9 protein-coding genes, 3 tRNA genes, 1 riboswitch and 1 other annotated feature are annotated in these 13989 nt (G+C 39.8%); of the genes, 10 read left to right on the top strand and 2 right to left on the bottom strand.

Going from position 1 to position 13989, the window contains the following annotated elements:
* The first annotated feature begins 41 nt into the window (after positions 1–41).
* The 3 genes from ACTVAI_RS06710 (at position 42) to ACTVAI_RS06700 (ending at position 345) form a co-directional block, all read left to right on the top strand.
* Positions 42–114, top strand: a tRNA-Met gene (locus ACTVAI_RS06710).
* A gap of 83 nt (positions 115–197) precedes the next feature.
* Positions 198–273, top strand: a tRNA-Asp gene (locus tag ACTVAI_RS06705).
* Position 274: 1 nt separating this feature from the next.
* Positions 275–345: transfer RNA gene (locus ACTVAI_RS06700), tRNA-Gly, on the top strand.
* 446 nt (positions 346–791) lie between these two features.
* On the opposite strand, the gene ACTVAI_RS06695 is transcribed toward ACTVAI_RS06700, so the two are convergent.
* Complete coding sequence (locus tag ACTVAI_RS06695; RefSeq protein WP_443486226.1) at positions 792–1601, bottom strand: hypothetical protein; 810 nt, start codon at positions 1599–1601, stop codon at positions 792–794.
* A 131-nt stretch (positions 1602–1732) separates the two neighbouring features.
* Positions 1733–1808, top strand: a riboswitch (SMK box riboswitch).
* Here ACTVAI_RS06695 and metK point away from each other — a divergent pair.
* Complete coding sequence (metK, locus tag ACTVAI_RS06690; protein ID WP_443486225.1) at positions 1806–3005, top strand: methionine adenosyltransferase; 1200 nt, start codon at positions 1806–1808, stop codon at positions 3003–3005. Its footprint overlaps the riboswitch before it by 3 nt.
* 20 nt (positions 3006–3025) lie before the next feature.
* On the opposite strand, the gene ACTVAI_RS06685 is transcribed toward metK, so the two are convergent.
* The gene (locus ACTVAI_RS06685) at positions 3026–3607 is read right to left on the bottom strand and encodes a class I SAM-dependent methyltransferase (RefSeq protein ID WP_443486224.1); all 582 of its coding nucleotides are present in this window, start codon (positions 3605–3607) and stop codon (positions 3026–3028) included.
* A gap of 165 nt (positions 3608–3772) precedes the next feature.
* Here ACTVAI_RS06685 and ACTVAI_RS06680 point away from each other — a divergent pair, with 165 nt between their 5' ends.
* The 6 genes from ACTVAI_RS06680 (at position 3773) to ACTVAI_RS06655 (ending at position 13943) form a co-directional block, all read left to right on the top strand.
* Positions 3773–5812 carry a LysM peptidoglycan-binding domain-containing protein gene (locus ACTVAI_RS06680; RefSeq protein ID WP_443474365.1) on the top strand — a complete coding sequence of 680 codons (2040 nt, stop codon included), beginning with the start codon at positions 3773–3775 and terminating at the stop codon, positions 5810–5812.
* 47 nt (positions 5813–5859) lie between these two features.
* Positions 5860–6055: a binding site (T-box leader), on the top strand.
* A 65-nt stretch (positions 6056–6120) separates the two neighbouring features.
* Positions 6121–8535 carry a leucine--tRNA ligase gene (leuS, locus tag ACTVAI_RS06675; RefSeq protein ID WP_443474364.1) on the top strand — a complete coding sequence of 805 codons (2415 nt, stop codon included), beginning with the start codon at positions 6121–6123 and terminating at the stop codon, positions 8533–8535.
* A gap of 116 nt (positions 8536–8651) precedes the next feature.
* Complete coding sequence (gene lepA / locus ACTVAI_RS06670; RefSeq protein WP_443474363.1) at positions 8652–10478, top strand: translation elongation factor 4; 1827 nt, start codon at positions 8652–8654, stop codon at positions 10476–10478.
* Positions 10479–10573: 95 nt separating this feature from the next.
* Entirely contained in the window at positions 10574–11338 is a 765-nt protein-coding gene (locus tag ACTVAI_RS06665; protein ID WP_443474362.1) for an SDR family oxidoreductase, read from the top strand.
* Positions 11339–11443: 105 nt separating this feature from the next.
* On the top strand, positions 11444–12946 hold the full coding sequence (locus tag ACTVAI_RS06660) for a DUF1538 domain-containing protein (RefSeq protein WP_443486223.1): 1503 nt from the start codon (positions 11444–11446) through the stop codon (positions 12944–12946).
* The gene (locus ACTVAI_RS06655) at positions 12939–13943 is read left to right on the top strand and encodes a hypothetical protein (RefSeq protein WP_443486222.1); all 1005 of its coding nucleotides are present in this window, start codon (positions 12939–12941) and stop codon (positions 13941–13943) included. Before ACTVAI_RS06660 ends, ACTVAI_RS06655 begins: the two co-directional genes overlap by 8 nt.
* Positions 13944–13989 lie beyond the last annotated feature (46 nt).

The raw sequence follows: 13989 nt of genomic DNA, 5'->3' as shown, positions 1-13989 counted from the left end.
TGATACCCATTTGTTGGTATCGCCATTTCATTATTTATTATCGCGGGGTAGAGCAGTTGGCAGCTCGTCGGGCTCATAACCCGGAGGTCACAGGTTCGAGTCCTGTCCCCGCAATTGCCATGGTCGTTGACGCTTTAGCGGCATTACGAACATGGAACACTTGAGCGCCAGCTCACAGTGTTCCTTTTTTAAGAGCCGGTTCCGTGGTGTAGGGGTTAACATGCCTGCCTGTCACGCAGGAGATCGCGGGTTCAAATCCCGTCGGAACCGCCACGCGGGTGTAGTTTAGTGGTAAAACCTCAGCCTTCCAAGCTGATGATGGGAGTTCGATTCTCCTCACCCGCTTAATTTCAAGAAAAAAGCTCGGCTAGTCCTTTGACTAACCGAGCTTTTTTGGTTCTATTATTTATGGTGTTGGTAGGTATTCTTCTCGGAAATCCCGAAGGACGGTGGGGTTGCTTGTGGCCGTGTCAAGGATGCAATGCGAAAGTAGGGACCGTTGATGCTTCAGCGTCTACGGTCCCTTTGAGGCTTGCAAGCCCGGAGACTACAGGCTCAGGGCGATCCCACGGCAGTACACAAGCAAACACGCAGGCCGAAGGGCATTTCCTTCACCAATACCAGATAACCAAGAACCATTAAGTAGAGACGACGATTAAGTTTTGTTGTTTGGTCTAATCGTCGTGATTTTCCAAAAAGACGACAAATGGAATATTTGCGCCTATCTAATAGGCGCAGAATCGCCAAAAAACGACGATCAGCAATTTTCTAAACAGCTGATCGTCGTTTTTTTATGATGTATACTTCACCATAAATGCATAAAGAATAATGGTAACCATTATGACAAAATTCATGTAATTATCCATTCGCATGTGAACACGAAATTTTTTCAGCAACAGCAAGATAAAAAATAACAGGAGTGGTGCAGTAAAAATCAAAAATTGAGTCAAATTTGCCCCTTGAATATTCAAAAGGAGCAATATAGCTCCCACACCAATTAAATAACTACCAATAATCAGTGGCAAATAATATATTCCGATAAAAGACTGGTAACGATTGTTTTCATATTTAATCATACCGCGTTGCCGGTAAACGATAATAGCCAGGAGAAAAAACATAATCGGCACTAAATATAATAAAAAGGGTACTTCTAAATAACCTGTTTGAATATAAAATGAAATGTAGCTCATCATATACACTTTAAAGAACACCTGTAATATGACATAAAAAACGGTTTGTTCCATTTTGAGTATAGGATGATAAGCTGAATAGATAAACAGTATATACAGAATTAAAATACTGGCACATAACCAATTTGTTATTGCCCAGATTAAAATCAGAAGGATAGCAACTGCAATCCAAAAAATATGATTAAGCAGTCGAGGTGAATGCAGCTGTTGCTTCGTTTTTTTTATAAGGAGCCGTTCCAGGAGAACTGTTAATAAGAGAAAAATAAATAAAAGGAGGAGAGGTAGGAGTTGAAAACCCGTTTGTTTAGCGCCAGTTACAGTCCCAAAAATGATTATAGAGATAGGAAGTGTTACCCAAGATAAAAAAGGGTGATTAAGCGTTTTTGTAATAAAGGTAATTGGCTGGTCCATATTACACATCCTTGCATGCTAATTTGTTAAACTCCATCTAATCAAATTATGAACACGATGTCAAGACGGCAAAAAAATAGCTTGCAATTAGGGTGCGAAAAGTGTATAGTATAGCCGTTGCTGTTTAAAAGGCAGAGAGCAATATCCCGATAGGATCCATTAAGTTGGAGAAGCCTTGTAACCAAAAAAATGGGGGAATTACATATGGAAGAAAGAAAATTATTTACATCAGAATCTGTAACAGAAGGTCATCCGGACAAAATTGCGGATCAAATTAGTGATGCAATTTTGGATAAACTGCTATCAATGGACCCGCAAGCACGTGTGGCTTGTGAGACAGTGGTGACAACGGGATTGGTATTTGTATTTGGAGAAGTAACAACTTCTGCTTATGTGAACATTCAACAAGTTGTGCGCGATACCGTTACAGAGATTGGTTATACACGTGGTAAATTCGGTTTTGATGCGGATAACCTAGCGGTGATGGTAGCGTTAGATGAACAATCAGACGATATCGCTTTAGGCGTTGATAAAGCTTTGGAAATTCGTGAGGATGAAGTTGTTTCTGAAGAAGATACTAAGCTTATCGGAGCTGGAGATCAAGGTTTGATGTTTGGTTTTGCAATTAACGAAACTGAAGAGTTAATGCCACTACCAATCAGTTTGAGTCACAAATTGACCAAGAGACTAGCTGAAGTCAGAAAAGACGGTACAATGGAGTATTTGCGTCCTGACGGCAAAGCACAAGTTACTGTTGAGTATGATGAAAACGACAAGCCGCTACGTGTCGATACAGTGGTTTTGAGTACACAACATGATGAATTAGTTACTTACGAGACTTTGAAAGATGATGTTATGGAGAAAATCATCGCATCAGTGATTCCAGCAGAATTACTTGATAATGATACAAAATTCTACATCAACCCTACAGGACGTTTCGTAACAGGTGGGCCAAAGGGTGACTCGGGTCTTACAGGACGGAAAATCATCGTTGATACATATGGTGGTTATGCACGTCATGGTGGTGGTGCTTTCTCAGGAAAAGACGCGACTAAGGTAGATCGTTCCGCAAGTTATGCGGCTCGGTATATTGCAAAAAATATTGTTGCTGCAGAAATTGCTACGAAATGTGAGATTCAATTAGCTTACGCTATCGGGGTAGCTGAACCAGTATCAATTTCAGTAGACACATTTGGAACAAGTGAAGTTTCTGAGGAAAGATTAATCGCTGCAATCCGTCAAACTTTTGAACTAACACCAGCTGGTATAATTAAAATGTTGGATTTACGTCGTCCTATTTACCAAAAGACGGCTGCTTACGGACATTTCGGCCGTAACGACAGCGACTTTACATGGGAACAAACTGATAAAGTCGATGCATTGAAAGAAGCTCTTTCACTATAAGAAAACGCGTTTTCATCAAATTAAGATGAAGACGCGTTTTTTCTTTTTTCAATGGCTAAGACAAAAGGTGGATTATTTTGTTGATTAATGAATCCGTATTGTAAAACAGAGAATTCGTTCTGATCTAAATTTTTTACGAAGTGCAATACGCCATTTTTTTCTGTTTCACCTTCAGGATGTCCACTATATACAACCAAAATCATTAAACTACCTACCCGTAGCAGCGGTAATAATTTTTGGATGCTTGCTAGTGTTGATTCAAGCAATGTGGTAATACTTTTATCGCTACCTGGTAAATAACCTAAATTATAGATGATTCCACCAAGTTCGGTGTTAGCCGGTACGAATTCATCTGCTTTTTCATGACCAATATGGTGCAAAGTCACTTGATCTGATAAACCAGTTAAAAGACATTTTTCTCGGGTCAGCCTAATAGCTTTTTCTTGCACATCGAACCCAATGACGCGCCCTGACTTTCCAACCAGAGAAGCCAATAAAATAGTATCATTTCCTTTTCCCACGGTAGCATCTATAACGGTATCTCCCGGACTCACCGTGCTTTTAAGTAGGCTGTGGCTATAGTCAACAGCTTTTTCCAACATGAAATCACTTCCTTTTTTTATATTCATTATAACCACATGTTTGTTACAAATACATTACAAATGTAACATTTAAAAGATATGTACCAATTTGGTAGCTAAACTCTATATAATGATAATTATAGAAAAAATTAAATTAAATTTAAGATATGAACGGAGTGGTCCATATTGGAAAGTTCTAGAAAACAATTTTTTTATAAAAAACATACAACTGATTTAAACAAAAAAATCAGAAAAGCTTCTGCATCAATGCGTAAAAGCATGGTTTTGGTAGGAGCATCTGCTCTTGTTTCTACGTTAGCTGCCCCATTTGTGCAAACAAAAGCAGTAGATGCGGTAGAAAAAGGACAAACCGTTCAATCCAGTAATCCTTTCCTGAATTCAATTATTCCTTCTGCAACTAAAATTGCAGATAAAAATGATCTCTATGCTTCCGTAATGATGGCTCAAGCCATTCTGGAAAGTGCTTGGGGTCAAAGTACATTAGCTAAATCTCCTAATCATAACCTTTTTGGCATTAAAGGCGACTATAAAGGCGAAACTGTCTCCATGAATACGTTGGAAGATAGTGGGAATCAAAACTATTACCAAATACAGGCAGAATTTCGTAAATATCCTTCATATGCAGAATCATTGGAAGATTATGCGCAATTATTACGAAACGGAACAAATTGGGACCCCATGTATTATAGCGGAGCCTGGAAAAGTAATGCTGCAACTTATCAGGATGCGACTCAGTATTTGACTGGGCGTTATGCGACAGATACTGCATATGCAAGTAAATTAAATCGCATTATTGAGTCCAATGGGCTGGCAACATATGACACGCCATCCACGGCAGTTGAAACCGCACCTGTCCAACCAGTTACACCAGCGCCGACTGGTAGTTATGTTGTTCAATCAGGTGATACATTGTACGGAATTGCTCGTAATCATGGAATTTCAGTTGTTCAATTGATGGAATGGAACCAATTAAACAGCGCCACTATTTTTCCGGGTATGTCTTTGAAAGTAAGCACAGTCCCAGCTCCAACTCCAGTTACCGATACTAAAACTGAAACGCAAACACCAACAACGCCTGCACCAACTAACGGTGGAACATATACAGTTAAATCAGGGGATTCTTTATGGAAAATAAGTCAGGCATATAATGTGACTGTAGCGCAGCTGAAAAATTGGAATGGATTGAAGAGTGATTTTATCCATCCGGGACAAGGACTTAAAGTTTCCAATCAAGCAACGTCGACTAAACCGGCGACTGGGCAAGAAACAGTCAAACCTATAGTTAGTGGGTCAGATTATACCGTGAAAAAAGGTGACACACTTTTCCAAATTGCAAGTAACTTGGGGGTAACTGTCGCTGAACTAAAATCAGTGAACAACTTACAATCAGATGTGATTTATCCTGGCCAACAATTGAAAGCTACGAAAATAAATACTATTCCAGCAACGCAGGATAATGTGCCTGCCCCTAAAGAAGAAAAAAGCAAACAATCCTATACAGTTCAAAAGGGTGACTCTTTATTCAAGATTGCTTCTCAGTTTGGAGTGACCGTGGCAGAATTGAAGAAGACAAACAATTTATCAACGGATATTATCTATCCAGGACAAACTTTAGTTACCGGTAAAACGACCACTACAGTTACTGAAACGGATAATAAGACTGTAACGCCCGTGACGCCGCCTGTTCAAAAAGAAACAACGACTTCCAGTTACACGGTTAAAAATGGAGATACCCTTTATAAAATTGCTTCTCAACTGGAATTGACTGTCTCACAGTTAAAAAGTGTCAATCAGTTAAGTTCAGACATCATTTATCCAGGTCAAGTACTGTTTTCTAATAAAGCTACCGTTGTGGAGCAGCAACCCGTGGAAACTGCAGTAAGTGGACAAAACTATACGGTTAAACAGGGAGATACTTTATATAAAGTAGCCACAAATGCCGGCGTCAGTGTTGCACAAATAAAAGAGTGGAACAATCTATCTTCCGATATTATTTTTGTAGGACAAGGCTTGGTGTTGAAGGCTAATACCCCAGTAATAGAAAAAGCTGAGAAGGCAGTTTCGACAACCAGTTATGCAGTTAAATCTGGAGATACACTTTATACTATCGCTCGCATCAACGGTATCTCTGTAACACAACTGATGGAATGGAACGATATTACGAGCAATACAATCTATCCAGGCCAAAATCTACGGGTCAAGTAAGGGTTCTTGAAAATACCTGCTTCATCTGCTAAAATAAGGCAAATAATAAAAAAACTGTGAATAGGATTAGTAGGAGATTGATTCCTGTAGAGAGTGCATGGACGGTGAAAATGCATGGATGACATTTTTGAACTCACCTATAAGTTGTAATGCTGAATTTTTTGAGTAAGCATTACCGTCTCGTCGCGTTATTGGCATGAAGAGAACTAATTATAGGTGGTACCACGAAAATTCGTCCTATAGACTTTCCAAAGGGGGAAGTCTATAGGTTTTTTTATTGAGAAAATGATCACTAAAGGAGAATAGTCATGTCTTATAATCACAATACGATTGAAAAAAAATGGCAAAAATATTGGGAGGCTAATGAAACATTCAAAACGGAACAGCCCTCAGAAAAACCAAAATACTATATTTTGGATATGTTTCCTTATCCTTCTGGACAGGGTTTGCATGTAGGGCATCCTGAAGGCTACACTGCCACAGATATTGTCGCTCGGATGAAACGTGCGCAAGGTTTTAATGTTCTTCATCCAATGGGATGGGATGCATTTGGTTTGCCAGCGGAACAATATGCATTGGATACAGGAAATGATCCTGCCGAGTTTACAGCGCATAATATCAAAACGTTCAAACGTCAAATTCAATCACTAGGTTTCAGTTATGATTGGAATCGTGAAATTAATACGACAGATCCAGATTACTATAAATGGACCCAATGGATTTTTACTAAACTTTATGAAAAAGGTTTGGCTTATGAAGCAGAAGTTTCCGTTAACTGGTGTCCAGCATTGGGAACCGTTTTGGCGAATGAAGAAGTTGTTGATGGCGTGAGCGAACGTGGGGGCCACCCAGTATATCGTAAACCAATGCGTCAATGGATGCTTAAAATTACTGCCTACGCAGAGCGTTTGCTGGAAGATTTGGAACTTGTAGACTGGCCAGATAGCATTAAAGATATGCAACGTAACTGGATTGGACGTTCTGAAGGTTCGAATGTCACATTCAAAATTAAGGACACTGACAAGGAATTCACTGTTTTCACAACACGTCCGGATACATTGTTTGGAGCAACTTATGCGGTCATGGCACCAGAACTACCACTGGTTCAAGAAATTATGAGCCCAGAACAAGCGGCGGAAGTGAAAGCCTATGTTGATTCCATTGCAACAAAAAGTGATTTGGATCGTACAGACTTGGCAAAAGAAAAAACAGGAGTATTTACCGGAGCTTACGCAATCAATCCTGTAAACGGAAAAGAAATGCCTATCTGGATTTCTGATTATGTTCTATCTACTTATGGTACTGGAGCGATTATGGCTGTTCCCGCACATGACCAACGTGACTATGAATTTGCAACAAAATTCGGATTGGAAATCATTGCGGTTTTGGAAGGTGGCAATGTTTCTGAACAAGCATTTGTAGGTGATGGTCCACATATCAACTCTGAATTTTTGAATGGATTGGATAAAGAAACGGCAATTAGCCAAATGAATGAATGGTTAGTAAAAGAAGGCGTAGGGGAATCCGTAGTTTCTTACCGTCTGCGTGACTGGCTATTTGCCCGTCAACGTTATTGGGGTGAGCCAATTCCTGTTATTCACTGGGAAGATGGAACAACGACAACTGTTCCTGAAGAAGAATTGCCATTGCTACTTCCAAAAACGGATAAAATCAAGCCAAGTGGTACGGGGGAATCTCCGTTGGCAAACATTTCTGATTGGGTTAATGTCACCGATCCAGAAACAGGTTTGAAAGGTCGTCGTGATACAAATACGATGCCTCAATGGGCAGGTAGCTCATGGTACTTCTTGCGTTTCATGGACCCACACAACGAAGAGGCGTTGGTTGGAGAAGATGCGATGGAATACTGGCAAAATGTTGATTTGTATATTGGTGGAGCAGAGCACGCGGTACTTCACTTGTTGTACGCGCGTTTCTGGCATAAATTCCTTTATGACCTAGGCATCGTAAAAACAAAAGAACCCTTCCAAAAATTGTTCAACCAAGGGATGATTCTGGGTGAAAACAACGAAAAAATGTCTAAATCTAAAGGGAACGTAGTAAATCCTGATGATATCGTGGAAGCATATGGTGCAGATACGTTACGTCTATATGAAATGTTTATGGGACCACTGGATGCAAGTACAGCTTGGAGCGAAAAAGGGATTGAAGCAAGCCGTCGTTTCCTGGATCGGGCATGGCGTTTAATCATCGATGAAGAAGGCAATGTTCGTGACCGCATTACTAAAGTGAACCGTGGCGAACTGGATAAGGTTTACCACCAAACCATTAAAAAAGTAACGGAAGACTATGAACAATTGCACTTTAATACTGCCATTTCACAAATGATGATTTTTGTTAACGAAGCAAACAAAGTAGATGCTTTACCGATTGAATATATCGAAGGGTTTGTTCAAGTTCTGGCACCAATTGCACCACATATGACGGAAGAAATCTGGAAGAAATTGGGGCACACAACGAGTGTAACAAAAGCTGATTGGCCGACTTATGACGAAAAGTACTTGGTTGAAGATGAGGTTGAAGTTGTATTTCAGGTAAATGGTAAAGTGAAAGCACGCCGCAACGTTCCAGCAGCTGCCTCAAAAGAAGAGCTGACAGGTATTGCATTGGCTGACGAGAAAGTGAAAGAAGCAATTGATGGAAAACAAGTCCGGAAAGTTATCGCTGTTCCCGGTAAACTTGTAAATATCGTTGCTAACTAATTTTTTCAAGGAGCTACTACCCTATATTTTTGGTAGTAGCTCTTTGTTAGCTTGTTACTTTCTCGTAGTCTTGGTATAATTTTAGAATAATAGGTTTCCAGAAAGTGAGCAAATATATGAATTTAGAGCAGATGAAAGAAAGACAAAAGAAGATAAGGAACTTTTCCATTATCGCTCATATCGACCATGGGAAGTCCACATTGGCAGACCGGATTCTGCAACAAACCCACACAGTAGCAGAACGGGAAATGCAGGCACAATTATTGGACTCCATGGATTTGGAACGTGAGCGCGGAATTACAATTAAATTGAATGCCGTAGAACTTACATACAAGGCCAAAGATGGTGAGGAATATATTTTCCACTTGATTGATACGCCTGGGCACGTCGACTTTACATATGAAGTTTCCCGTAGTTTGGCGGCGTGTGAAGGGGCAGTCCTTGTTGTGGATGCGGCCCAAGGTGTTGAAGCACAAACGTTGGCAAATGTTTATTTAGCTATCGACAATGATTTAGAGATTGTGCCGGTTATCAACAAAATTGATTTACCTGCTGCAGACCCTGAACGCGTCAGAACGGAAATTGAAGATGTTGTCGGTATTGATGCGAGTGAAGCAGTCCTTGCTAGTGCAAAAGCAGGTATCGGTATTTCTGAATTACTAGAAGAAATCGTCCATAAAATCCCAGCTCCTAAAGGGGATTTGGAAGAACCACTACAAGCACTTATTTTTGACTCAGCCTATGATTCGTATCGTGGGGTAGTATTGAATATCCGAGTTGAGAATGGTATTTTACGTCCTGGTGATAAGATTCGCATGATGGCAAGTGGCAAAGAATATGATGTTACTGAAGTCGGAATCTTTTCTCCAAAACCTATCAAACGTGACTATCTAATGGTTGGAGATGTAGGGTATGTAACGGCCAGCATCAAGAACATCCAGGATGCTCGGGTTGGGGATACCGTAACGTTGGCCAACAATCCAACTAAAGAAGCTTTGGAAGGTTACCGCAAATTAAATCCGATGGTTTATTGTGGTATTTATCCTGTTGATTCTTCTGACTTCAACGACTTAAGAGAAGCGTTGGAAAAACTACAATTAAATGACGCATCCTTGCAATTCGAACCAGAATCCTCGCAAGCACTTGGATTCGGTTTCCGGACAGGATTTTTGGGAATGTTGCATATGGATGTAATTCAGGAACGGATTGAGCGTGAATTCGGATTGGATATCATTACAACTGCACCATCAGTTATCTATCACATCCAAAAAACCGATGGGACGACTCTTTCTATCGATAACCCATCTGAATTACCAGATGCAACGGAAGTAGAAACAATTGAAGAGCCGTATGTGAAGGCAACAATTATGGTACCTAATGATTATGTTGGTGCGGTAATGGAAATTGCACAAAAAAAACGTGGGAATTTTATGACGATGGATTACTTGGATGATACTCGAGTTAATGTTGTTTATGAAATTCCATTGGCAGAAATAATCTTTGATTTCTTTGATACGTTAAAATCAAGTACAAAAGGTTATGCGTCTTTGGACTATGAACTGATTGGCTATAAGCCAAGTAGATTAGTGAAGATGGATATTCTTTTAAATGGCGAACAGGTTGACGCCTTGAGCTCGATTATTCACCGTGACTTTGCTTTTAGTCGTGGCCGTGCCATTACAGAGAAATTACGTGAATTAATCCCGCGTCAACAATTTGAGGTGCCTATTCAAGCAGCAATCGGGCATAAAATTCTGGCTCGTACAACCATCAAAGCCTTACGTAAAAACGTTTTGGCAAAATGTTATGGTGGTGACGTTTCACGTAAACGTAAATTGTTGGAGAAGCAAAAAGCAGGTAAGAAACGGATGAAACAAGTTGGATCCGTTGAAGTGCCACAAGAAGCGTTTATGGCTGTTCTTAAGTTGGACGAAGATAAGTAAATCCAGGCAGCTCAAACTTGAATATCTAAACTTTTATAACTAAGATTAAAGCATCTCAACGAGGTGCTTTAATCTTTTTTTTAGGAGGTAAACAGATGAAAAAAGCAGTTGTATTAACAGGTGGCGCAAACGGCATTGGTCGTGCAATCGTAGAATGTCTGCACACGAATGTCGATTTATTTGTAATAGATAGAGATGAAGCAGCTGGTAAAGCTTTAGAAGGAAAACTTTCCGATCCGCATCTTCATTTTATGTATGGCGATTTAGCCAAGGAAGCAGACTTAAAGCGATTTATCTCATTAATAAAAAGTGAGACTGAAATTATTCATGGAATCATCCATAATGCTGCTATTGACAAAGGTGGTCTGAAGAGTGATGCGAGCTACGCGGATTTTATGGAAACATTTCAAGTCAATGTTGGTTCAGCCTACTATTTAGTAAAACACCTGCAAGATTATTTTTCGGATGACATGAGTATTATCCTCCTCTCTTCTACGCGTCATTCTCAAAGTATGGAAAATAATGAAACGTATGCAACATCTAAAGGAGCGATTCTGTCATTGGCACACGCTTTGGCAAATAGTTTAAAGACGAGAGCTCGGGTTAATGCTATAAGTCCCGGCTGGATTGACGTCTCTTCTTTACAGTACCAAAGTGAATCATTTCCACTTTCTCAAAGTGACCATTTACAGCATCCCGTAGGACGGGTAGGAAAACCGACTGATATAGTGTCCATGGTAGAATTCTTGTTGGATGATCAGAAATCAGGCTTTATAACAGGGCAAGAATTTATCGTTGATGGTGGGATGAAAACCCAAATGATTTATCATGATGAATTTGGATGGCGCTATTCTCCTTAAGACCATCACCGCTATAAAATAACAATATTGAATGTCAATCTTTAGACGAAAAGTTGAAAATATGTTATACTTCTAGGGTGAAATTTTCGAAGGGAGTAGGTTAAATTGAACGCGTTAACAGAAAAGTTTAGAGAGGTATCACTTTCAATTATTCCAATCATCGTTTCGATTTTGTTGTTACATTTCTTTGTAGTGTCGATTGAATCTGAAATAATTTATCGGTTTATTATTGGATCTGTTCTTATAATGATTGGTATGCCTTTATTTCTTAGAGGTGTCGATATAAGTATCGAAAAAATAGGAGAAGACATGAGTCAGGCGCTTATTCAAACGAATAAGATGAAAATTGTTATGATCGGAAGTTTTCTATTTGGCTTTATCATTTCTGTAGCCGAACCAGATTTACATATATTAGCGCAACAAGTAAGTGCTGTTACTAATAATGCCATTCCTCAAATGACATTAGTGATCGTCGTTTCGCTGGGAATTGGATTAATGATAGCTTTAGGGATGTACCGTATTTTAAAGAGCGTCCCCTTAAATAGATTTATAGCTGTTGTCTATGGCATTATTTTTATTTTGGCTCTTTTTAATTCCGGTGATTTTTTAGCCATCTCTTTTGATGCATCAGGATCTACTACCGGATCGATTACTGTTCCGTTCATGTTGGCACTAGCAGGTGGGGCATCTGCTATTACACGGAGTGGCCTTGAAGAAGACACGGACAGTTTTGGTTTGTTGGGGATTGCCTCAACCGGAGCCATATTGGGAATATTAGTAATGGGAATTGTAAGTCCGGACAGCAATTTATCAGGAGAAATCCCTGTTGATACCATTCAGGCCACAGGAGTGTGGGGTGCTTTTATCGAGCAACTACCGATAACAACTCGGGACTCCTTGCTATCGTTAATTCCTGTCCTGATTCTCTTTTACATTTTGAATGCCGTTAGCTTAAAGAAAAGTAAACGGCAAATGATTCGTATTAATATCGGATTAGTCTACACCATCATCGGTTTGATTTTATTCTTGACTGGTGTAAATGCTGGTTTCATGGATGCCAGCCGAAGCGTTGGTTTTCTGTTATCTGAAACAAAAGGTAATTTATGGGTCATTGTGGTTGGAATTATCTTTGGTGTTCTTACTATACCTGCAGAACCATCCGTCCATGTTTTGACGAACCAAATTGAAGAAGAAACAGCGGGTGCTATCAAAGCCCGAACAGTAATGTTAAGCTTGGCACTTGGTGTTGGGTTAGCGGTTGGGTTATCCATTTTAAGAATCATTATTCCTTCTCTACAGTTATGGCACATCCTTTTGCCAGGTCTCATTATTGCAATTGTATTGTCATTCATGGTTCCAGATATTTTTGTAGGGATAGCATTTGATTCGGGTGGTGTAGCAGCGGGAACGATGACTGCGACATTTATTCTGCCATTTGCCCAGGGCGTTGCGGAATCTAACCCTTCTGCCAATGTTTTAACAGATGGTTTTGGTGTTATTGCACTTGTGGCTATGACACCATTGGTAACGGTCCAGGCGTTAGGATTATTATACCGTCTCCGCACTAAGAACGATGCTCGCTTAGGAAAGGAAGATATATATGACTAGTCACTTAGATGGCAATTATAGCTTGTTAGCGGTCATTGTGAACCGAACGAAAGCACAACGTATTATTCAATTTGCAAAATCACTTGGAATCAAAAGATATACGAGTTTACACGGTCGGGGTACGATTCCAAGTGCAATCCTTCAGATGTTGGAATTGGGGGAAGTTAGCAAGGAAATTCTTTTGTTTATTGTTCCGACTATAAAAGAAAAAGAACACATCCGATCTTTTAATGAAAAGTTCAATTTCGACAAGCGTAATAGTGGCATCATATTCTCTGTTGCCTTGTCACATTGTCTTGGCATCACGCATAAAGCACCGGAAGTCCAACTTGAAGATGCGAAACTAACATCCGGTGTAGTGGGTGTCTGTATTGTAGTCAATAAAGGAACTGGTGAAGATATCGTTGAGCTCACAAATGATGATGCTTATTTTGGGGGAACCATTCTGCCTGCACATGGCTCAGCTGATTATTCCCGCAAAATATTTAATTTGGCTACCCAAGATGAAAAAGAAACTGTTTTAATGCTCGTTCCGGCGAGTAAAGTTTCAGAATTAAAGCAAAAACTGTCTAAAAACCTAAACCTTCAAAAAGCTAATTCGGGAATCTTATTTACTTTCGATGTTAATGAAATCCATGGTTTATTTAAAAATAGATTAGTGGAGTCAGGCACAACTTATGAGAATTCCGGTGATCAATATGATGCAATCTGGGCGATCGTTCCTTCTGGGAAAGATGCGGCTGTGATTGCCTCGGCTGAAAAAGGTGGCTCTACCGGAGGTACTATCTTCCATGCCAGAGGATCCCATGTTGTGGAACACAGTCTGTTTATTAATGACATTGAACCAGAAAAAGAACTCGTTATGATGATAGCAAAAAGAGAAAAATCCTATTCCATCAGTAAGAGTATAAACGAAGAATTCCGATTGGATGATCCAGGAACCGGTGTATTGTTCGTGTTTCCTATAGGAAACACCACAGGTTTGTTTGTCGAATAGTCGTATTTTGCCTCAAACTGGATATACCCAGTTTGAGGTTTTTTTG

The sequence above is a fragment of the Jeotgalibaca sp. A127 genome (assembly GCF_052266745.1).
Lineage (GTDB): Bacteria > Bacillota > Bacilli > Lactobacillales > Aerococcaceae > Jeotgalibaca.
The sequence above is the reverse complement of the archived record's forward strand: the minus strand, read 5'-3'. Positions and strand labels throughout refer to the sequence as shown.

Coding starts and splice junctions, on each gene's coding strand:
- ACTVAI_RS06695 (WP_443486226.1), bottom strand. CDS start 1,601: ATGGACCAGCCAATTACCTTTATTACAAAAACGCTTAATCACCCTTTT.
- metK (WP_443486225.1), top strand. CDS start 1,806: ATGGAAGAAAGAAAATTATTTACATCAGAATCTGTAACAGAAGGTCAT.
- ACTVAI_RS06685 (WP_443486224.1), bottom strand. CDS start 3,607: ATGTTGGAAAAAGCTGTTGACTATAGCCACAGCCTACTTAAAAGCACG.
- leuS (WP_443474364.1), top strand. CDS start 6,121: ATGTCTTATAATCACAATACGATTGAAAAAAAATGGCAAAAATATTGG.
- lepA (WP_443474363.1), top strand. CDS start 8,652: ATGAATTTAGAGCAGATGAAAGAAAGACAAAAGAAGATAAGGAACTTT.
- ACTVAI_RS06665 (WP_443474362.1), top strand. CDS start 10,574: ATGAAAAAAGCAGTTGTATTAACAGGTGGCGCAAACGGCATTGGTCGT.
- ACTVAI_RS06655 (WP_443486222.1), top strand. CDS start 12,939: ATGACTAGTCACTTAGATGGCAATTATAGCTTGTTAGCGGTCATTGTG.